The 21,090-nt window shown below is 37.8% G+C and carries 21 protein-coding genes; 5 read left to right on the top strand and 16 right to left on the bottom strand.

Annotation, left to right across the window (positions count from 1 at the left end):
- Positions 1-378 precede the first annotated feature (378 nt).
- Positions 379-1,272, bottom strand: a complete 894-nt coding sequence (locus tag ACIQ7N_RS14205; RefSeq protein WP_132363281.1) for a nucleotidyltransferase-like protein — start codon at positions 1,270-1,272, stop codon at positions 379-381.
- A 209-nt stretch (positions 1,273-1,481) separates the two neighbouring features.
- Between ACIQ7N_RS14205 and ACIQ7N_RS14200 the strand changes: the two genes are divergently transcribed.
- Positions 1,482-1,832: a YgzB family protein gene (locus ACIQ7N_RS14200; RefSeq protein ID WP_402933075.1), complete on the top strand. Its 351-nt coding sequence runs from the start codon at positions 1,482-1,484 to the stop codon at positions 1,830-1,832.
- A 24-nt stretch (positions 1,833-1,856) separates the two neighbouring features.
- On the opposite strand, the gene perR is transcribed toward ACIQ7N_RS14200, so the two are convergent.
- The 3 genes from perR to bcp all read right to left on the bottom strand — a co-directional run bounded on the left by perR (position 1,857) and on the right by bcp (position 3,831).
- Entirely contained in the window at positions 1,857-2,300 is a 444-nt protein-coding gene (gene perR / locus ACIQ7N_RS14195) for a peroxide-responsive transcriptional repressor PerR (RefSeq protein WP_132363287.1), read from the bottom strand.
- A gap of 113 nt (positions 2,301-2,413) precedes the next feature.
- The gene (locus ACIQ7N_RS14190) at positions 2,414-3,358 is read right to left on the bottom strand and encodes a D-2-hydroxyacid dehydrogenase (RefSeq protein WP_402933072.1); all 945 of its coding nucleotides are present in this window, start codon (positions 3,356-3,358) and stop codon (positions 2,414-2,416) included.
- Entirely contained in the window at positions 3,355-3,831 is a 477-nt protein-coding gene (gene bcp / locus ACIQ7N_RS14185) for a thioredoxin-dependent thiol peroxidase (protein WP_132363293.1), read from the bottom strand. The genes ACIQ7N_RS14190 and bcp overlap by 4 nt, the downstream gene beginning before the upstream one ends.
- Before the next feature lie 131 nt (positions 3,832-3,962).
- Between bcp and ACIQ7N_RS14180 the strand changes: the two genes are divergently transcribed.
- The gene (locus tag ACIQ7N_RS14180) at positions 3,963-5,249 is read left to right on the top strand and encodes a glutamate-1-semialdehyde 2,1-aminomutase (RefSeq protein WP_402933069.1); all 1,287 of its coding nucleotides are present in this window, start codon (positions 3,963-3,965) and stop codon (positions 5,247-5,249) included.
- Positions 5,250-5,443: 194 nt separating this feature from the next.
- A complete protein-coding gene (locus tag ACIQ7N_RS14175; protein ID WP_402933066.1) occupies positions 5,444-6,532 on the top strand; it encodes an FUSC family protein in 1,089 nt (362 codons plus the stop codon).
- A 194-nt stretch (positions 6,533-6,726) separates the two neighbouring features.
- Here the strand turns inward: ACIQ7N_RS14175 and nikC are convergent, their stop codons facing one another.
- The 9 genes from nikC to mutY form a co-directional block, all read right to left on the bottom strand.
- Positions 6,727-7,620: a nickel transporter permease gene (gene nikC / locus ACIQ7N_RS14170; protein WP_132363324.1), complete on the bottom strand. Its 894-nt coding sequence runs from the start codon at positions 7,618-7,620 to the stop codon at positions 6,727-6,729.
- Positions 7,621-7,635: 15 nt separating this feature from the next.
- Complete coding sequence (locus ACIQ7N_RS14165) at positions 7,636-8,640, bottom strand: ABC transporter permease (RefSeq protein ID WP_402933063.1); 1,005 nt, start codon at positions 8,638-8,640, stop codon at positions 7,636-7,638.
- A 281-nt stretch (positions 8,641-8,921) separates the two neighbouring features.
- Positions 8,922-10,538: an ABC transporter substrate-binding protein gene (locus tag ACIQ7N_RS14160; protein ID WP_402933060.1), complete on the bottom strand. Its 1,617-nt coding sequence runs from the start codon at positions 10,536-10,538 to the stop codon at positions 8,922-8,924.
- Between the two features lie 21 nt (positions 10,539-10,559).
- On the bottom strand, positions 10,560-11,549 hold the full coding sequence (locus ACIQ7N_RS14155; protein ID WP_248717102.1) for an ABC transporter ATP-binding protein: 990 nt from the start codon (positions 11,547-11,549) through the stop codon (positions 10,560-10,562).
- Positions 11,524-12,537: an ABC transporter ATP-binding protein gene (locus tag ACIQ7N_RS14150; protein WP_402933057.1), complete on the bottom strand. Its 1,014-nt coding sequence runs from the start codon at positions 12,535-12,537 to the stop codon at positions 11,524-11,526. Before ACIQ7N_RS14150 ends, ACIQ7N_RS14155 begins: the two co-directional genes overlap by 26 nt.
- 761 nt (positions 12,538-13,298) lie before the next feature.
- On the bottom strand, positions 13,299-15,044 hold the full coding sequence (locus ACIQ7N_RS14145; protein ID WP_402933054.1) for an ABC transporter ATP-binding protein: 1,746 nt from the start codon (positions 15,042-15,044) through the stop codon (positions 13,299-13,301).
- A 204-nt stretch (positions 15,045-15,248) separates the two neighbouring features.
- Positions 15,249-15,794, bottom strand: coding sequence for a nucleoside tri-diphosphate phosphatase (ntdP, locus tag ACIQ7N_RS14140; RefSeq protein ID WP_132363336.1), 546 nt, complete (start codon positions 15,792-15,794; stop codon positions 15,249-15,251).
- Between the two features lie 332 nt (positions 15,795-16,126).
- Positions 16,127-16,306 (bottom strand): gamma-type small acid-soluble spore protein, encoded by a 180-nt coding sequence (locus ACIQ7N_RS14135; protein ID WP_142510774.1) that lies wholly within the window; start codon positions 16,304-16,306, stop codon positions 16,127-16,129.
- 85 nt (positions 16,307-16,391) lie between these two features.
- Entirely contained in the window at positions 16,392-17,426 is a 1,035-nt protein-coding gene (mutY, locus tag ACIQ7N_RS14130; protein WP_402933052.1) for an A/G-specific adenine glycosylase, read from the bottom strand.
- A 208-nt stretch (positions 17,427-17,634) separates the two neighbouring features.
- Here mutY and ACIQ7N_RS14125 point away from each other — a divergent pair, with 208 nt between their 5' ends.
- On the top strand, positions 17,635-18,621 hold the full coding sequence (locus ACIQ7N_RS14125; protein ID WP_132363342.1) for a metal-dependent hydrolase: 987 nt from the start codon (positions 17,635-17,637) through the stop codon (positions 18,619-18,621).
- Positions 18,622-18,660: 39 nt separating this feature from the next.
- Here ACIQ7N_RS14125 and ACIQ7N_RS14120 read toward each other — a convergent pair whose 3' ends face one another.
- The 3 genes from ACIQ7N_RS14120 to recX are packed head-to-tail and all read right to left on the bottom strand — an operon-like array spanning position 18,661 to position 20,060.
- Positions 18,661-18,930 (bottom strand): YfhJ family protein, encoded by a 270-nt coding sequence (locus ACIQ7N_RS14120; RefSeq protein ID WP_132363344.1) that lies wholly within the window; start codon positions 18,928-18,930, stop codon positions 18,661-18,663.
- The gene (locus ACIQ7N_RS14115) at positions 18,931-19,260 is read right to left on the bottom strand and encodes a YfhH family protein (protein WP_053483069.1); all 330 of its coding nucleotides are present in this window, start codon (positions 19,258-19,260) and stop codon (positions 18,931-18,933) included.
- Positions 19,257-20,060, bottom strand: a complete 804-nt coding sequence (gene recX / locus ACIQ7N_RS14110) for a recombination regulator RecX (RefSeq protein ID WP_132363346.1) — start codon at positions 20,058-20,060, stop codon at positions 19,257-19,259. The genes ACIQ7N_RS14115 and recX overlap by 4 nt, the downstream gene beginning before the upstream one ends.
- A 169-nt stretch (positions 20,061-20,229) precedes the next feature.
- Between recX and ACIQ7N_RS14105 the strand changes: the two genes are divergently transcribed.
- Positions 20,230-21,048, top strand: coding sequence for a polysaccharide deacetylase family protein (locus ACIQ7N_RS14105; RefSeq protein ID WP_132363348.1), 819 nt, complete (start codon positions 20,230-20,232; stop codon positions 21,046-21,048).
- Positions 21,049-21,090: the final 42 nt, after the last annotated feature.

The raw sequence follows: 21,090 nt of genomic DNA, 5'->3' as shown, positions 1-21,090 counted from the left end.
CAGCGTTCGTCCTGAGCCAGGATCAAACTCTCCATAAAAAGAAATTTGATTAGCTCAAATTGTTTTGCTGGCATCATGTTTGATGTCCAAAATTTCGTTTCGTTCACTAACTCAAGGTTAGCTAATAAAAACTTTATTGATTACGTTTTGCTTGTTCAGTTTTCAAGGTTCATGTTGATGTCGTTGTTTTCAGCGACTTCTTTATATTAACATTTAACTCATTTCATGTCAACAACTTTTTTAAGAAGTTTTCCGTTCGTTGAGTTATTTTGTTATATCTTAGCGACAATTAATATAATACAATACCAATTAATTAAAAGTCAACAACTTTTTATAAAAAATTATCGAGGTATTTTTCATACCTCGATAACTAGCATACTACAGTCCTTGCTCCATTTCTAGAGCTTCTTTATTTACCTTATAATGACGGTGGAATATCATATCACTTTTCGCAACGATCGGTTCAATTTGAATATAACCTTTGTCCACTAAATATTCTACAAACACTTCTAAATCTACTGAGTAGTTCATGAGCTCATTATGATCGTGCAATTCCTGAATTGTCCAGGTCTCTTTTGTTTGCATTACTTCTAAAATATGTTGAGCGCCGTCTCGAGTACGTGAATGTATTAAAAACTCGCTTGCTAAAAATAATAGCTCTAAACGTTTTTCTATCGGCTCATTACTTGTAACGAGCTCCTCGTATAATTTATAAATCGCTGGTTCTATTTTTTTTACCTGTGCCCAAACAGTTACTTCAGGGTAAAGTCCACTATCAATAATGGATAAACGCCCTAAATGATGTAATGAATCTACTACGTGATTATAAGCATCGAGATAGCTACCCTTATCAAAGTATTCTTTTCCTTCTAAATAACGTCGAATTAACTTTGAAAATTGAATACCAGTTTTGATTTTACGACCACTAAACGGAAACTCCTGTAATTCAATTTTTAACTTATGAAGAAATTCATTACGATCAAATAATACTCTACCAAAGAAAATCCAATCGACCACTTTTTTATTTGAGCCAATGAGTAGCCATTTTCGTAGTATTTTCTCAGTAACAGTATGTAAAGCTACTTTATTTCCTTCATATAAGTAATGCTTCGAAAAAACTGGCTTTTCTGCTTCCTTTACAATAATAAGTAAGATTGTATCAAATGTATCTGTCACATTACTTTTTTCCTCGCGTTTTTCCATTAAAATAACGCCTAACGTATTCGACTGACTTGCACGTTCCTGATATATCGGACGCAAAACTTGTTCCATGTTCAGTCCCCCTCTATTTGCTTGTTACTTTTTAACTTCATTTAATGGATGTCACGGATTTTCACCGTATTCAATTACACCAATGTGAAATTGATTTCGTTAAAAATTCGACATACTCTAAAAGTATTCCTTCTTTCCACGTTATCAAAGCTAAAATACTTTGTTCTTATATGTTATAGTAGATTTTAGATTGGGAGGCAAGATGATAAATGAAACCTTACAAAAGTAAAATTAATAAAATCCGTTCATTTGCATTAGCACTTATTTTTATCGGCTTTGTAGTTATGTATGGGGGAATCTTCTTTAAAAACTATCCTATTCTAGTATTAATTTTCATGACCCTTGGTGTACTTTGTATTATTGGTAGTACAGTCGTTTATGCATGGATTGGACTGCTTTCAACAAAAGCTGTTCAAGTAGCATGCCCTAATTGCCATAAGCATACAAAAGTATTAGGTCGTGTAGATATGTGTATGTACTGTAATGAACCATTAACACTGGATCCAACTCTAGAAGGAAAAGAGTTCGACCAATCTTATAATAAGACAAAAAAATCCTAGCCCTCATTTAAGAGCTAGGATTTTTTATTGTACTTTTGCAGATGCATCTTTACACGATGGGCAAGTGCCGTAAATTTCTAAACGATGTGCATGCACATCAAAGCCTGTTACTTGTGATGCAAAATGTTCAATTTCATCGAGACCAGGATAATGGAAGTCGACTATTTTGCCACAGCATTCACAAATCATATGATAATGATCATTTGTAACGAAATCAAAGCGACTTGAAGCATCACCAAATGTTAGTTCTTTCACTAGACCAACTTCACGAAATACGCGAAGATTATTATAAACAGTCGCTACACTCATATTTGGGAATTTCCCTTCAAGTGCTTTATAAATTTCATCGGCAGTTGGATGTGCCATTGTTTGAATTAAATATTCCAAAATAGCATGACGCTGAGGAGTAATACGAACACCAGTTGTTTTTAACGTGTCAAGTGCATCCTGTAAATGCGTTTCAGACATCGTCATGCACCTCTTCCATAAAGATTATTAATTTATAATTGTTATAATTAGTGTATCGAATTACTCTTACTTCTGTCAACATTCATACACATTTCAGTTTAATTTGGATTAATTCAATAACCTCTTGATAAATCCATCCTATTCTCTAAATCTGTTTCACCGCGTAACCACTTCTCTAAACTTGGCTTAAAGATTTCTAAGCTGCGTTCAACATAGCGAGAAGAGTGACTCGAAATATGCGGAGACACAATGACATTCGGTAATGTCCATAAAGGATGATCCTCAGCTAAAGGCTCTTGTTCAAATACATCTAAAACAGCATAACCAATTTCACCTACTTGAATGGCATGCACCAACACATTTTCTTCTACTAAGTTTCCACGACCAAAATTCATGAAAATGGCATCATTTTTCATCGCTTTAAAATGTTCTACTTTTAGTAAATGTGTCGTCTCCTCTGTTTTAGGCAATACTGAAATGACAATATCAGCCTTCGGTAATGCTTCAATTAATTGATCAAAGCTTACCATCTCATTCATAGATGCCGCTTCGTTCCCTGTACGGTTACAGCCAATTGTCACAACACCAAAAGCTTGTAATAGGCGACCTACTTCCGAGCCAATAGCCCCAGGTCCTAAAATAAGTGCTGTACTATCCCGCAACTCGGTTTGTTTCGCTTTCTTTGACCATTCACTTTTCTTCTGCTGTTCATACATCCAAGGCAACGCACGCTTAATCGCTAAAATATGGGCAAGCATCGATTCTGCCATTGGCGTTTTATGAATGCCACGCACATTCGAAACGAATATCCCTCGTTCGATAATGGCCCCGGCTGGCATTTTTTCGATCCCCGCTGAAGCTACGAAAATCCATTTAACCTTTGTTGCATACTGTATATTTTCATCATTTAAATCTTCACCGTATGTGACAAGTACATCCGCTTGTTGTAGCTCATCGTTGGATAAGCCATTTTCAAAAATAAAATCAACTTGTGGAAATTCAGCTACTAGTGGCTCACGTAAATCCGGTCTTGGTTCAAATGTAAAATAAATTCTCATTGCTTCGCCTCCCATTCTGCTAAATATGTATATACTTCTTCAATATGATTTTTTACACGTACTTTACGCCAAGCCTTAATTAGGTTTCCTGCTGTATCAATTAAAAATGTCGAACGTTCTATCCCCATATATTCACGTCCATACATCTTCTTTAACACCCACACGCCATACGCTTCTGCTACAGCATGATCCTCATCCACTAATAGCGAGAATGGTAATCCATGCTTATCTATAAATTTGGTATGTTTTTTTGCATCGTCAGGACTAACGCCAAGTACAACTGCATTTAATTTACTAAAATCCTCATGCTTATCACGGAAGTCACAAGCTTCCGTCGTACAGCCTGGTGTCATATCTTTAGGATAAAAATATAAAATAACATTTTGTCCTTTGTAATCGGCTAACTTTACTGTTTCTCCTGTTTCATTTATAAGAGAAAAATCAGGTGCTTTTTTACCTTCTATTAAAGACATATCAATCTCCTCCTCTGTACGCTCTATTTTACTCTAAACAGTAAAACAAATCATATCCCTTAATTTCTTTGGATTTCTTACAGCGATAGGTCTACAATAGATGAAGTATAAAGATTTAGGAGGCAATATATATGAATCACACAAAATCTGAAGCAGTACACAAAGAAGCGCTACAGCATATCGTTGGTGGTGTAAATAGCCCTTCTCGTTCTTATAAAGCAGTTGGCGGAGGTTCACCTGTTGCAATGGCTCGTGGGAAAGGTGCTTATTTTTGGGATGTTGATGGCAACCGTTATATCGACTATCTAGCAGCTTACGGTCCAATCGTTACTGGTCACGGTCATCCACACATCGCCAAAGCGATTACAAACGCAGCTGAAAACGGCACTTTGTTCGGGACACCAACTGAATACGAGGTTACTTTTGCTAAAATGCTAAAAGAAGCAATCCCATCTATGGATAAAGTACGCTTTAATAACTCTGGTACAGAAGCTGTCATGACAACAATTCGTGTCGCACGTGCCTATACTGGCCGTACAAAAGTTATGAAATTCGCTGGTTGCTACCACGGTCACTTCGACTTAGTACTAGTAGCTGCTGGTTCGGGTCCTGCAACATTAGGTACTCCTGACTCAGCAGGTGTTACAACTTCTACTGCAGAGGAAGTAATAACTGTACCATTTAACAATCCTGAAGCATTTACAGAAGCAATGGAGAAATGGGGCGATCAAATCGCCGCTATTTTAATAGAGCCTATCGTTGGTAACTTCGGTATTGTAGAGCCAAACCCTGGCTTCCTAGAATTAGTTCATGCTACAGCCAAGGAAAAAGGCGCATTAACTATTTACGATGAAGTTATTACTGCTTTCCGCTTCCACTATGGTGGTGCTCAAAACTTATTAGGCTTAACACCTGACCTTACTGCACTTGGTAAAGTAATCGGCGGTGGTTTACCAATCGGTGCATACGGCGGTCGTAAAGAAATTATGGATACAGTGGCTCCACTTGGACCTGCCTATCAAGCGGGCACAATGGCAGGAAACCCTGCATCCATGCAAGCTGGTATTGCCTGCCTAGAAGTATTACAAACTCCAGGTATTTATGATGAAATGGACCGTCTTGGAGCCATTTTAGAGGAAGGTATCTTGGCTGCAGCAAAAAAACATGATGTAACAATTACTGTTAATCGTCTTAAAGGAGCTCTTACAATTTACTTTACAGATGTGACAGTAGAAAACTATGAGCAGGCTGAAAACTCAGACGGTGAAATCTTTGGTCGCTTCTTTAAATTAATGCTTGCACAAGGCATTAATTTAGCGCCATCAAAATATGAAGCATGGTTCTTAACAACAGAACATACAGAAGCCGATATTCTTGAAACAATCAAAGCGGTAGATATTGCATTTTCACAATTGTAATTTGTAAAATGTAACGGCTAAACGCTTAGTGAGAATAGCAATATAGAACCGTTTCTAAGGTTAACTTTTAAAGACGACTCCCCTGTGAGTCGTCTTTTTCTGTAAATGACATACAAATCTATGTATTTTATGAGCACTTCCTTCTATAATGTAAAGAAGCTTAAAATTTTAGACAGAAAGGACATCCATTTTCTATGAAATTAGGTGCCCGTGTATTTAAAACTGGTGTCGCCATCGTGTTGGCACTATTTATTGCTGAGCTGCTAGAGCTACCTTCACCTGTTTTCGCAGGAATTGCAGCGATCTTCGCGATTCAGCCATCTATTTATCGTTCATATCAAACAATTGTTGAGCAAGTACAAGCCAATATTATAGGAGCTACCATTGCGGTTATTTTCGGCTTGCTTTTTAGTCACCATGTAGTAGCTATCGGCATTGCAGTCATTGTCGCGATCGGTATCATGTTAAAATTCAAACTTGAAAAATCATTGTCTCTAGCACTCGTTACAGTTGTAGCTATTATGGAGTTTCAAGGAGATGACTTTCTTACATTTGGTCTTATCCGCTTTGTTACAATATTAGTTGGGGTGTTAGCAGCATTTGTTGTCAATCTGTTCTTCCTACCACCAAAATATGAAGTAAAGCTTTTCCGTAAAATTTACTTTTTACAGGATGATATTATTCGATGGACGCGACTTGCTGTTCGCCAGGCATCTGAGCATACTTCTACAAAAGAAGCATTAAGCAAATTTAAGTCTCGTATGCAACGAGTTGACACACTGTATGATTTTTATAAGGAAGAGCGTAATTACTTAAAAAATAAAAAGTTTGTAAAAGCACGTAAATTAGTTGTTTATCGCCAAATGATTACAACATCAAAGAAAAGTTTAGAGCTGCTTCATCGTCTTCATAATCATGAAAACGAATTAGCCCAGCTACCGACACAATTTCATTTAATGATTCAAGAGCGACTTGATTTCCTGCTAACTTATCATGAACAGCTCCTATTAAAATATACTGGGAAATTAAAGCCCGAACATTCTGAGTGGAGCAAAAACATCGATTATGTTCAGCGTAATGAGTTAATGGAAATATTCATTAAACAGATTAGTTATGCGCATGAAGAAGGCGACACAGAATTCTCGAGCTATCACTTGCTTTATATTTTATCGCGTATTTTAGATTACGAAGAAAACCTAGAGCATTTAGATACGCTCATCGTTTCGTATCAAACTCATCATGGCCAAGAAATCAATGTGGAGTTTGAAGAAGAGTTTATTTAACTTCTTAAGCAAATGTCTCCCATCTCCATTGGTGGTGTTTTTAGCGAGGTGTCCAAACATCTGTCCCTGTCGCTACGCTTTCCGTACAAAAGACATCCGCTGACAGAAGTAAAACCTCCTACGGGATAATTGCTTAGTTAAAGCATGTAAAAAAGCGAAGGGTTGGCAATATCTCACCCCTTCGCCCTTTTTTATTAGCTTTTCATTTTCGGGTCAAGCGCATCACGTAGGCCGTCCCCCATTAGATTAAAACCGAGTACCGTTAACATAATAGCTAGACCTGGGAAAATCATCGTCCACGGAGCCTTTATTAAATAAATACGGGAATCCGCTAGCATTTTACCCCATTCTGGCGCTGGCGCTTGAGCTCCTAACCCAAGAAAACCTAGTGCTGCCGCTTCAATAATCGCTGTCGCTATCGCTAACGTTCCTTGTACGATAATTGGCGTCATCGAGTTGGGCAAAATATGCGAGAACAAAATTCTTGAATCACGCATTCCGATGGCCTTTGCCGCTACAATGTATTCCTCTTCTTTAACACTCAATACTTTCGAACGAATTAAGCGCCCGAAATTCGGCACGTTAATAATGGCAATGGCAAGCAATGCATTTTGTAATGATGGTCCAAGTACTGCTACTATCGCAATAGCTAGTAAAATACTTGGGAATGCTAAAAGAATATCAAAAATACGCGAGATTATCGTATCAATCCATCTTCCATAATAGCCTGCAATAATGCCAAGGAAACTACCTACAATTACAGATAGAATAACTGAAAAAAAGCCTACCTTCAAAGAAATACTAGCTCCATGTATAACCCTTGAGAAAATATCCCGCCCAAAGTCATCTGTTCCAAACCAATGCTCACTCGACGGTGCTAATAAACGGTTCGAAAGATTTTGTTCATTCATACCTTCAGGAGCAATCATCGAGCCAAATATAGCAAGTAAAATAAAAAATAGTACAATGCCTGCACCTACTAGGGAGATTTTGCTCTTTTTAAAGCTACGCCAGCCTTCTCTCCAAGGACCTGCCGCTCGTTCACGACTTGGTGCTACTTCTGTTTTTATATTTATCGCTCCAGTCATTTTTGCTTCTCCCCTCTATTTGTATTTAATCCGTGGATCAATCACCGTATATAGTAAATCCACAATTAAGTTAATCATAATAAAAATAAAAGCAATTACTAAAATACCTGATTGAATAACAGGATAGTCTCGGAAGCCAATAGCATCATAAATATAACGACCTATTCCAGGCCAGCTGAAAATCGTCTCTGTTAAAATGGCACCACCTAGCAGTAACCCTGTTTGTAAACCGATTACTGTTAATACTGGGATAATTGCATTTTTCAATGCATGCTTATAAACAACAATAAACATTTTTTGTCCTTTTGCTCTAGCGGTGCGTACATAGTCAGAGCGCATTACTTCAAGCATAGACGCCCTAGTCATTCTTGCAATAATCGCCATTGGGATTGTCGCAAGAGCTATGCCCGGTAATACTAATCGCTTTAATACTTCAGTAAATTGATCAAAGCGGCCTTGTATTAACGTATCCAGTAAATAAAAATGAGTAATGGTAGTTATTGGATCTCGCACATCTTCTCGCCCAGACGTCGGGAACCAGCCAAGCTGATTACTAAAAGCCCATTGTTCCATTAAGCCGAGCCAGAAAACGGGTATAGATACTCCGATTAATGCAACTACCATTGCCACATAATCAAACCAAGAATTTTGAAACCATGCAGAAATAATGCCTGCATTCACGCCAACAATCACTGCGATAATCATGGCAAATAGCGCTAGCTCAGCTGTTGCCGCTAAATACGGGAATATTTCCTCTGATACAGGCAATTTAGTACGTAATGATATTCCTAAATCCCCCTGAAAAATGCCACCTAAATAGCTAAAATATTGTGAATACCATGGCTTATTTAATCCTAAACTTGCGTTTAACGCTTCGACCGCTTCTTTCGTTGCCTGCTGTCCTAAAATTACTTGTGCTGGATTACCAGGAATTGCACGAATTAACATGAAAACGATAAAAGTCATTCCAAGCAAAACTGGGATTAATTGAGATAAACGTCTTCCCATATAGTGAAGCATTTTCTTCACCCCTCTGTTATTTTCAAAATATACTTTTGTATGAAAAGCATTAAAGTCTTTACACATACTGTAGAAAGGGTCAGCCTTCACCAAACGGTTCCGGACGCAATTATGCCGAGGCATAATGGATCGTTTAGATGATTGGTCTTTCATACAGAAAAAATACCTCTAGCTTGTAAAAAGAATCCGCTAGATTCCTACGGCTTACCCGCAGAAAGCAAGCAGATTCTTTATAATAATTCCCTCTAAAATTAAAACCTGTTCAAGACAGCCCTATAAGCCTACTTCATATCTACTGACTCTAAACGGTCAGAGCCTGTTGGATGTGCAACATAGTTTGTAACTTTAGTATTAGCAGCTAAAATTGGAGTAGAGTGAGCAAGTGGAACCCATGGTGCGTCTTTAGAGATAATCTCTTGTGCTTGCTTGTAAAGGGCATTACGCTTGTCCTCATTCATTTCAGTTTGTGCTGCAACTAATAGTTTGTGCACTTCTTTGTTGTCATAGAATGTATAGTTGTTAGAATGAATATTATCTCCGTCTAATAAAGTGTAAAGGAAGTTATCCGCATCACCGTTATCACCTGTCCAACCAAGTAAGAACGCATCCGCCTCTCCCTTTTCCGCCTTATCTAAATACGTAGCCCATTCAAACGTTACAATTTTAGATTTCATACCAACATCTGCTAAATTTTTCTGAATGGCTTCCGCAATTTTTTGACCATCAGGCATATACGGACGTGGCACAGGCATTGCCCATAGTTCGATTTCTTTACCATCATAGCCAGCCTCTGCTAATAATGCTTTTGCTTTTGCTGGATCATATTCATAGCCTTTAATGGCATCGTTGTAGCCTGCAACTAATGGAGGCATTGGATTTTTCGCTGGCTCGCCTAAGCCTTCATAAAATGCATCTACTAATGCTTGCTTATCGATTGCATAATTTACTGCTTGACGAACTTTTACGTTATCGAACGGTGGACGAGTCACTGTTAATCCAAGATAACCAACATTCATAGATGGACGTTCGATTAGTTGTAAATCTGTATTGGATTCGATTGAAGCTTTATCAGATGGACTTAAACCATCCACTACATCAACTTCATTGTTAGTTAATGCATTGAAACGTGCGGAGTTATCTGGAATAGAACGGAAAATAACTTTATCTAATTTCGGCAAATCTGCAATACGGTAATCTGGGTTTTTTTCTATTGTGATGGAATCATTTCGTTTCCACTCAACAAATTTAAATGGACCAGTACCTACTGGATGATCTTTAAGTGCCTCATCATCTTTTTCAAAAGCTGTTGGTGAAGCAATAGCAAATGGAGACATCGCTAAATTTTTCAAGAATGTTGCTTGTGGTTGAGATAATTTAAATGTAACTTTATAATCACCATCAGCAGTAATCGACTCAATTACTTGCTTGTCATCTACCGTAAATTGAGAGGCGTAGTATGGGAATTTTTCAGCACCGCCAGCTTTCCAGCGCTCAAAATTTTTCACGACTGCTTCAGCATTGAAATCAGTACCGTCATGGAACTTAACCCCTTCTTCAAGTTGCATCGTATACGTTAATCCATCTTCTGAAGGTTCCCAAGATTTTGCCAGCCCTGGCTGCAATGTTACATCTTGCTCTCCAAAGTTAATTAGAGTCTCATAGAGGTTAACCGTTACTTTAAATGATTCACCTTCTGTTACTGTCGCTGGATCGAGAGCAGTGGAATCACCACCACGACCATATACTAATGTTTTTGAACCACCGCTAGCTTTATCGCCACCACTTGAAGTATCTTTACTACCCGTATCCTTAGTATCTGAGCCGCCACAAGCTGCTAACATCGTCGAAAGAACAAGGATAAGCATTACACCCAAAGTCCAAAGCTTCTTTTTCTTCATTGATTTTCCCCCTAAGTTTTTTTATATCATTGAATGTTGAATTGCATCATATAGATGGCACGCAACATAATGACCCGGTTTCACCTCTTGCATTTTTGGAACTACTTGAGAGCATTCTTCTTTTTTAAATGGACATCTTGTATGGAAAGTGCACCCGCTTGGCGGATTCGAAGCACTTGGGATATCTCCAGAAATAATGAGCTGTTCACGTTCAAACGTAGGATCAGGAACAGGTACCGAGGATAGCAATGCCTGTGTATATGGGTGAAGTGGCTCAGCATATAAATCCTCACTTGCTGTCAGCTCCACTAATTTCCCTAAATACATGACACCTACACGATTACTAATATGGCGTACAACTCCTAAATCGTGGGAAATAAAAATATAAGTTAGCTTTAAATCCTTTTGTAAGTTTTGCAATAAATTCAATACTTGAGCCTGTATTGACACATCGAGTGCAGAAACGGGCTCGTCCGCAATAATCAAACGTGGATTCGTCATCAGAGCACGGGCAATGCCGATACGCTGTCTTTGACCACCACTAAATTGATGTGGATACCGTTTCACATGATATTCATTTAATCCAACAATTTCGAGAAGCTCTAATACCTTCTGTTTCCGTTCCTTTGCGTTGCCCATTCCATGAACAATAAGAGGCTCCTCCAATATTTTTCCAATATTATGCCTAGGATTAAGAGAAGCATAAGGATCTTGAAAAATCATTTGAATGTCTCTACGGGCTTTGCGCATTTCATTGTTCGAAAAATCTGAAATCACTTTACCTGCGAATTCAATCTCGCCCTCTGTTGGCTCAAGCAATCGCATTAAAAGTCGACCAGTCGTTGATTTACCACACCCTGATTCACCAACAATACCTAATGTTTCTCCTTCAAAAACTTCAAAGGAAACATCATCCACTGCCTTTACGTCTCCAACCTGTGTATTCAAGGCACCCTTCCGAATAGGGAAATACTTTTTCAAACCATCAACTTTCAATAACACTTTCGACATGTTGCTCCACCTCCTGTTTCTCTAGTAAAAAACATCTCGATTTATGCCGCTCTGCCGCTTCATATAAAGGTGGTGTTTCTTGTACACAGCGGTCCATCGCAAATTCGCAACGCGCTGCAAAACGACAACCTTCCTGAATACTACCAGGCTTAGGTACACTACCTGGTATAGAGTAAAGATTATCCTTTTTATAACGCATATCCGGTACTGATTTAATAAGCCCCTGTGTATAAGGATGCTTTGGATTAGCGAATATCTCCTGAACAGGTGCCTCCTCTACAATTTGGCCTGCATACATCACAATAACCCGCTCGCATGTTTCTGCTACAACGCCTAAATCATGTGTAATTAATAATACGGCTGTATTTAAACGTTTATTTAAATCTTTCATAAGCTGCAAGATTTGAGCTTGAATCGTAACATCTAATGCAGTAGTCGGCTCATCAGCAATCAATACCTTCGGATCACAGACAAGTGCCATCGCAATCATGACCCGTTGTCGCATCCCTCCCGATAGTTGATGTGGGTAATCTTTTAATAATTCCTCAGCTCGTGGTAAACCTACTAGTTTCATAATATCAATGGCCCTTGCAAATGCTTCCTTTTTAGACCATTTTGGATGATGAATTAAAATCGCTTCTTTTAGCTGATCCCCAATTGTAAACAAAGGATTTAAGGATGTCATAGGCTCCTGAAAAATCATCGCCACATCCTTCCCCCGAATTTTTTGCATTTGTTTATCAGATAATGTAACGAGGTTTTTGCCATCTAATAGTATTTCTCCACCCGTTATTTTTCCTGGTGGCGATGGTATTAACCCCATAATGGACAGTGATGTGACACTTTTTCCACTTCCTGATTCCCCTACAATCCCTAATATTTCTCCCTCATGAACAGAAAAATCGATATCATCTACGGCAGGAATTTGTCCATCATCTGTAAAAAAGGTTGTCTTTAAACCTTTTATTTCTAGCAGCTTTTTTCGCATGATCAATCGCCCCATCCTACCTATATTTTTACTTAATTACATCCGCTGTCACTCAATTCCCCATTTTCAGATAATTCTAACCAAAAAACATTGCTCTTTCAATCATAATTATTCTGCAATTAACAAAGATTTTCTACACCATTCGAGTTTCATATTAATTATGTCTTTTTAATCGATAATATTTTATAAATAAGACAAAAAAATAGCGTTCCTTTTATACTTAAACGGAACGCTATTTTTAAATTATTGACTCATTACCAAAAGATTGGGACGACATTACGCTTTCGCATATAAAAAACTTGTTAGTCCAAGCGACTCCTCGGATGCTAGGTTCCGAATAAATCCCTGTGTATCATTTAAAGCTGAGAATGACATTTTGTTAAAACGTATGTCACGAGAATAAGTTGATTGGAGTGGAGGCCAGGCGACTCTTGGGGATAAGCGTCACAGATGAGACCCTGGAGCGAGCACATAGGGGAACGAAGGCTAAAACCATCACGTCCTGTGATAACGCCTTCGTGACCAACATCGTGCTGCTGCCGCTACGTTAGCACTACGCTTTCGCGCAAAAAACATCTGTTGGCCCAAGCGGCTCATCGGACGCCCCCAGGAAGCTCTGCTCTGTGCGAAAGCGAAGCGGCAGCAACAAATGTTTTATCTTATCTGTGCGAAAGCGGAGCGGCAGCAACAAAGCGCCTGGCCGGAACGGAAATCAACCCCACATTATGGGAGCCAGATTTTTTCTATTATAACGTTGTATATCAATCTAAATGTTGCACCTGGAATAAATTAAAGTAAGTCCCCTCTTTTTGCATTAATTGCTCATGGGTACCACTTTCAATTAATTGTCCATGATTTATAACAATAATTTTATCTGCATGTGTAATTGTAGAAAGTCGGTGAGCAATTATAATCGTCGTACGTTCATGTGCAAGTACATCCAATGAATCTTGAATAAGTGCCTCACTTTCTAAATCCAAAGCAGAGGTTGCTTCATCCAGTATTAAAATAGGCGGATTTTTCAAAAATACACGAGCGATTGCTACTCGCTGCTTTTGTCCACCTGATAACTTCACACCGCGTTCCCCGACTTTTGTGTCATAGCCATTTGGCAAGCTCATAATAAAATCATGTGCATTTGCCGCTTTTGCAGCAGCAATAACCTCTTCATCAGAAGCTTCTGGCTTGCCCATTAATATATTTTCTTTTACCGAATCGCTGAACAAAATATTATCCTGTAACACTATTCCAATTTGTGAGCGTAAAGAATGTAATGATATATCACGTACATCATATTCATCAATAGTCACTGCGCCACTCGTTGTATCATAAAAGCGAGGAATTAAACTAATGATCGTTGATTTTCCTCCGCCACTCATTCCTACAAATGCAACTGTCTCTCCAGGGTTAATCGTGAAATTGATGTTGTTTAAAATTTGTGAGCCATCTTCTTCATATTGAAAATTCACATTTTCAAAGCGGACTTCACCATTTACTCTAGGTAGCTCTAAGGCATTAGCCTTGTTTTTTATTTCAAAAGGTTCATCTATTAATTCAAACATTCGATCCATTGATGCTATTGACTGTGTTAACATCGTTGATGAACTGACAAGACGACGAAGTGGACCATAAAGTCGTTCGATATAAGCAATAAAGGCTACCATCGTCCCGACTGAAAGAGAACCATTAATAACCTGATAACCTGCATAAGCAATGACTAGGAGAGGTGCTACATCCGTGATGGTATTTACCACCGCAAAGGATTTAGCATTCCATTTCGTATGGTCTAGTGCCTTTTCTAAAAATTCACCATTTGCTTCATCGAATAATTTTTGCTCATGCTTTTCTAGCGTGAAGCTTTTAATAATACTCATTCCAGCTACACGTTCATGTAAATAACTTTGCACACCCGCAAGTGCTTGTGATCGTTTACGTGTTAAAGATCGAAGTTTACCAAAGAAGTACTTCACACTAAATGCATAAAATGGGAACGCAACTAATGCTACTAACGTAAGCTTAACATCCATGGCAAACATAATACCGATAGCAATAACAATTGTCGCAAGGTCTAGCCAAACATTCATCAAGCCTGTCATGATAAAGTTTTTTGTTTGCTCCACATCATTAATCACTCTTGAAATAACATCGCCAGCTCTTGTATTGGCATAGTATCTTAAACTTAATCGCTGTAAATGTGCATATATTTGTTTTCGAATATCGAAAAGCACTTTGTTACTGACATTTTGAGCGAAATATTGACGGTAATACTCAATCGGTGGTCGAATAATAAAGAATACAATGATCGTACCACCTAACCAATAAAACAATTCCTTTGTCTTCTCTGCATCCGTTAGACTTTTTGCATCGATAATATCATCTAACACGATTTTTATGAGTAATGGAATAAATAACGGAATCGCAAATTTCACTATACCAATTATAATCGTTAAAATAATTTCCCATGTATATGGTTTTACAAATTTCATATAACGCTTAATACTACCCAATTTATTATCACATCCTTATTAATAAGACTTTCTTATGTAAATAGCACATAAAAAGAAACAGACATCCACAAATTGAATGTCCAAACGTATTATAGCAATATTTTGCTTTAAGTACATTTAATTTAACTTTAGCACTAACTATTTTGCAATCCGATTGTTTAAGGCATAAAAAAAAACACCCATTAGTAAAACTAATAGGTGCAACTAATCATCTGCTTGCATATCGAGCTGAAACTTATAACGACTTGTCCAAGCATCGATGAAATCAGGTGCAAAGGGTCCTCTTTTTTGTTGAATCCAGCTAATTAATTTATCGACATTGCGCTTTAAAATTTTATCTATGACATCTGGATAAGACATTTCCTTACGATGTAGCTCATATTCATCCTCATCTAAGAGTGAATAAGACATATCAGGGAAAACTTTAATATCTAAATCATAGTCAATATATTTAATGGCATTATTATCGAAAACAAATGGTGAGCTTAGATTACAATAATAATACACACCGTCCTCACGTAGCATGCAAATGATATTAAACCAGTGCTCCGCATGGAAATAACAAATAGAAGGCTCTCTCGTTAGCCAAGTACGACCATCGGATTCTGTCACAAGTGTCCGTTCATTCGCACCGATAATTATATTTTTCGTCCCTTTTAAAACCGTTGTTTCTTGCCAAACACGGTGGATGCGGCCATTGTGCTTATAACTATGTATTTGTATCGTTTCTCCTTCTACCGGTATTGCCATTTTTGAAGCCCACCTTTTCGTCTATATGCTACCTAAATCTAGCAGTCTCTAGTATATTATAGCAATGTGTACGCGAAAGGTGTAGTTAGAAAACCACAAATTTCCCTGCGCTCTTTTAAATTTGTACGAAATTTCGTTAATTTGAAGCGAATTTTATCATAACAACAATCCAATTGAAGTTTTTTGCTTGTGTTTATATACAAATTGGATTTTTTTCTGAATCAAAGCCTTTCTTCCTCGCTTCCGAAAAATTAAAAAGGAGCTGCCTTTATTAATCTTTTCGATTTTAGACAGCCCCTAAGAGGTAAATGCAATTATGCAATTACAAAGTTTTATTCACCAAGATCTTGGTTAGTTTTATTGAAGTTACCTGAAGCTTGAGCTTTGTTTTGCTCTGCTTTAGCATTTTGCTTTTGCACTTCATTAACGTCTGTTTCATAACCAAATTCTTGACTTTGACGTTGCATGTTTTTATTCGGTTGTAAATTTTGGTTGTTATTTTGCTTTTTCATTATTCATTCACCTCCACGCTCATTATTGTGTACCGAGGTGAATGCTTTTATGCTCATTAATTTTTATAAAATTTTATTTTCTTGATTAACCCTTAATTTCTTGCCAAATTTTCAGCATTGGAACGGGCATTGGTAATAATTTAATTTGCTCTCGAGTCAGCCATTCGCCCTTAACTGCTGAATTGCATTTCATAAAATAGCTATTTATATGCCATGTTAAATGTGAAAAAACATGTTTAAATGTTAACAAATCTTCTTGCGCTTGAACATTCATAGCATAATCATTTATAAATGTCTCTATTGAATCTTTACCGTGCTCAAGCATTGGAAACTGCCATAGGTTAGCAAGTAAACCTTCTGCTGCCCGCTGTTCTAATAAAAATCGACCTTCGTCATCTTGGCATACAAGCACATCGTATGAGATATGCTTCATCTTTACTTTTTTAGATTTGATCGGTAATTTTTCTGGCTCACCTTCATTATAAGCGGTACAGTATTCGCGAACTGGACACAATAAACACTTTGGTGAGGTTGGCGTACAAATAAGTGCACCCAGCTCCATTAAGCCTTGATTGAAGGACGATGCATTTTCGGGATCTATCAATTCTTCAACAGCCGCTTCAAAAACCTTTTTAGTCTTTGGAACTGCTATATCATCATGAATAGAAAGCACACGACTTAAAACGCGCATAACATTGCCATCAACCGCATGTTCGGGCTTATTATAGGCAATACTTAAAATAGCGCCAGCTGTATATGGGCCTACGCCTTTTAATGTTGAAATCTCGTGGCGATTATCGGGTACTATCCCACCGTAGTTTTCTAATACCTCACGGACCCCCGCTTGCAGGTTACGTGCACGGGAGTAATAGCCAAGGCCTTCCCAATGCTTCAATAAGTATTCTTGCGGAGCTTCCGCGAGTAATTCTAATGTTGGAAAACTTTCCATGAAACGATTGTAATAAGGAATAACTGTGTCGACACGTGTTTGCTGGAGCATCACTTCCGATACCCAGATTTTATAAGGGTCCGTAGTATGTCTCCAAGGTAAATCACGTTTCTCAACATTAAACCATTCAACTAAAGATTGTCGAAATTCTGTTACATATGGATAATTCACAGTGACCTCCTGCGTCTTTACGATTTTATTTATGGTAAAAAGAGTATACAATTAAGAAAAGATTATCTGTCAAAAACGACAAAAAACGTCATAATTCTTCATGCTTTAAAACAACTTTCTTAATTGTAAATATCACGTATTACGGATGATTGAAATATACATGTATGTAATTGTACTCTTTTTTGTTGCATACAAGGAGTGGATATTTTTGGATTCAGGCACACATTTCGTTATGGGTATTGCCCTCGGAGGTCTTGCATTAGTCGACCCCGTTGTAGCAGATCATTCAATGACCTTTACCGCAGTAATGGCAGGTACAATTATTGGCTCACAGGCACCTGATGTCGATACAGTGTTAAAACTACGCAACAATGCCGTTTATATTCGACATCATCGAGGAATTACACATTCACTACCAGCAGTAGCTCTTTGGCCCATATTAATTACAGCGGTTTTAGCACTTATTATTCAAGACGCAAATGTGTTTCATTTATGGCTTTGGACATTTTTAGCTGTAGCACTTCATGTCTTTGTTGATATTTTCAACGCTTATGGTACACAAGCACTTCGACCATTCTCTAGAAGATGGGTTGCACTTGGTGTTATTAATACGTTTGATCCAATTATTTTTACACTACATTGCCTTGGCATTTTACTTTGGGCATTTGGTGCAAATCCGGTTTGGACATTTAGTATTATGTATCTCATTATTATCGTTTACTATCTTTTACGCTTTACAGTCCAAAAAGCTGTAAAGAACGCTGTGCATAAAACCATACAGGATGAGGAGTATGTCATTGTAGCCCCGACAATGCGATTCTTCCACTGGCGAATTGCAGCAAAATCCAAAACGCATTATTACGTTGGACGCGCTTATGGGCGAACTGTTAATATTTATGATAAATTCGAAATAAAACCTTTACCGAAAACGCCTCTTATCGAAATAGCATTGAAAGATCGCAATCTCGCTGCTTTCGTGTCATTCTCACCTTTGTATCGCTGGGAAATTTCAGAACTCGATAATGGCTTAACAGAAGTAAGATTAATTGATCTGCGTTACCGTAGTGATAATCGCTATCCATTCGTTGCTGTCGCTCATTTAAACGATGACAATGAGATCATCACTTCATACACAGGCTGGATTTTTACCGAAGATAAACTTCAAAAAAAATTACAGGTTGGTGCAAGTAATTAAACATCAGCAAACCCTGACCAAATATTGGTCAGGGTTTTGTTATTGTACTATATCATCACTAGCATCGAGTAAATGTGCGTATTTAGGATTGCGCCCTGCAAATGCATGAAGTTTATCGCCGTAGCTGTTAATTAATTGCCGCACTAAATTTTCAGTGTAATCAGCACCACGATAGGAGTAGCCTGCTTTTGCAGAAGTCGATTCAAAATCACTCCATAAAAGCTCAATCCATACTCGTGCACGTCCTACTGACATTTGCGGGTTTTTTGTAAGTAATTCAGCAGTTAGTTTTTCAATTTTTTCTTCCATTTATTTGCCCACCTTTACAGGAGATAGCATGGAAACAGGTAAAGCCTCTTGATATTTTTCGCCCCCTAAGCGATGTCCCCAAGCAAAGCGACCTTTTAAATAATCCACTTGAAAAAATTCATTTTCAGAGCCGTCAATACGATACATTTCTCCAGGAATTATTGTGTCCAAATCTACTAAATAAGCAGCTGCCATTAAAGCCTTACGCTCATATACTGCGAATTCATTAATGATACCTAGCTGTTCCGCCTTACGTGCCTTTTCCTTTATCATTGCTATTTCCTCACGTAATTCGTGCTCTGACATTGCAGCATAATTTTTTTCGTTCATTCCTCATTCTCCTTCTCTTCTATAAAACGATCTATAACCTCTATAGGAAACCCCTTTTGATAGAGAGCCTGCTTTATTTTCATTTTCAATTCATAGCCAGTATATTTCGATGAATACTTTTTCCAAACTTTTTCGCCTTGCCCATCAAGTAGCTGTTGCCATTCATCTTCATCTTGCTCAATCTCTATTTGACTGAGCACATCATCTACAACACTAAAAGAATAACCTTTTCGCATTAAAAAATCTTGAATTTTAGCTTTTATTTGTGTTGGTGTTTTCTTTTTTTCCGATCGAATGACCTTCTCAGCCAATTGTGTGGCAAGCTTTACCTGTTCCGCATGACTGTACGTAGCAAGAACCTCATCCTGTAAGCTTTTATCAATTCCTTTTTTCATAAGGTCTTGCCTAATTGCCTTAGGACCCTTTTTCATCGTAGCTTTTTTTGTATCGAGTAACGCCTTAGAGTAAGTTTCATCATTTAAAAAGCCGTATGATTTAAGCTTTTGGATAGCCTCTAAAATAACCGCTTCCCCAAATTCTAACGAGAGAAGCTTTTTCTTGACCTCATGCTCACTACGCATTTGATAAGACAAAAAATTTAACCCTTTATTAAAAGCTTTTCGAATCTCGTCCTCATAGGCAATTTCCTGAATATCAAATTCCTCAAGTACTTTTCCCTTCGTTAATCCAAATTGAATGAGAATTGCCTCATCTACAGGAAAAGCGTATTCTTCGTTCAAATATATATTATAACGTTCTGGGTTGTTTTTTTGACGTGCAATTTTCGTAATAATACGCATTTCAAACACCTCACTACTGATCATTATAACATTTTTCGAAGGTATTGCTCTGTGGGTATGCTCCAGTTTTGCATCGGTATTTCCTCTTCAATATTTATCGCATTAAATAAAATAGGATAATTTTTTTAAAAATACGCATTCTAATGAAAAAGAAAGGATGCGTTTTTATATGTGGAAACAGCATATTGTAGGTGCGGTCATCGCTACTTTTATTATTGCCGCGGCGATTAGCTTTAATCCATTTTCAGCTTCTGGCTCCGATGAATACCATTGGGGATTAAAGAAAGCAAAAAACGGTGAACCAGCTGAGGCTGGAGCACAGCTTGATCAGCTACTTGAGAAATATGGTGCTATTTATAAAGGTAAGCCTGATAAAAAAGTTGCGTATTTAACCTTTGATAACGGATATGAAAATGGGTTTACAGAAAGCATTTTGGATACATTGAAGAAGGAAAAAGCACCAGCCACCTTCTTTTTAACTGGTCATTATTTAGAAAGTGCCCCCGATATAGTGAAACGCATGATTAAAGATGGCCACACAATCGGCAACCATTCATATGGACATCCAAATATGGCGAGATTAACGCCAGATGCTATGCGTACAGAATGGAAAAAATTTGACGATAAACTTCGGGGATTGACTGGTATAAAGCGTACAACATACTTCCGACCACCTGAAGGTACATTTAATGCGAAATTATTAGAGGTAGCAAATACTGAGGGCTACCGTCATATTTTCTGGTCTGTTGCCTTTAAGGATTGGGAAAGGGATGTCCGTCGTGGTGCAGATTATGCGTATAATGCATTAATGGAACAGCTTCACCCTGGCGCTGTTATTTTAATGCATACAGTTGCACAAGATAATGCAGAAGCTCTCCCAAGGTTTATTGCCGATGCAAAAAAACAAGGCTATACATTTTTATCCATTGACGATTTAGTTTTAGAATATGAAGATTCCCCTGTCGCTTTGCAATCGTCTACTCCTTAGTTATAATGGGGAGATGATATTAAAAGAACAGGGACGTGGATC

Origin of the sequence: Lysinibacillus sp. NPDC095746 (assembly GCF_044763535.1) — a bacterium.
Taxonomy (GTDB): Bacteria; Bacillota; Bacilli; order Bacillales_A; family Planococcaceae; genus Lysinibacillus.
Note: the sequence above shows the minus strand (reverse complement) of the source record. Positions and strands in the feature narration are given on the sequence as shown.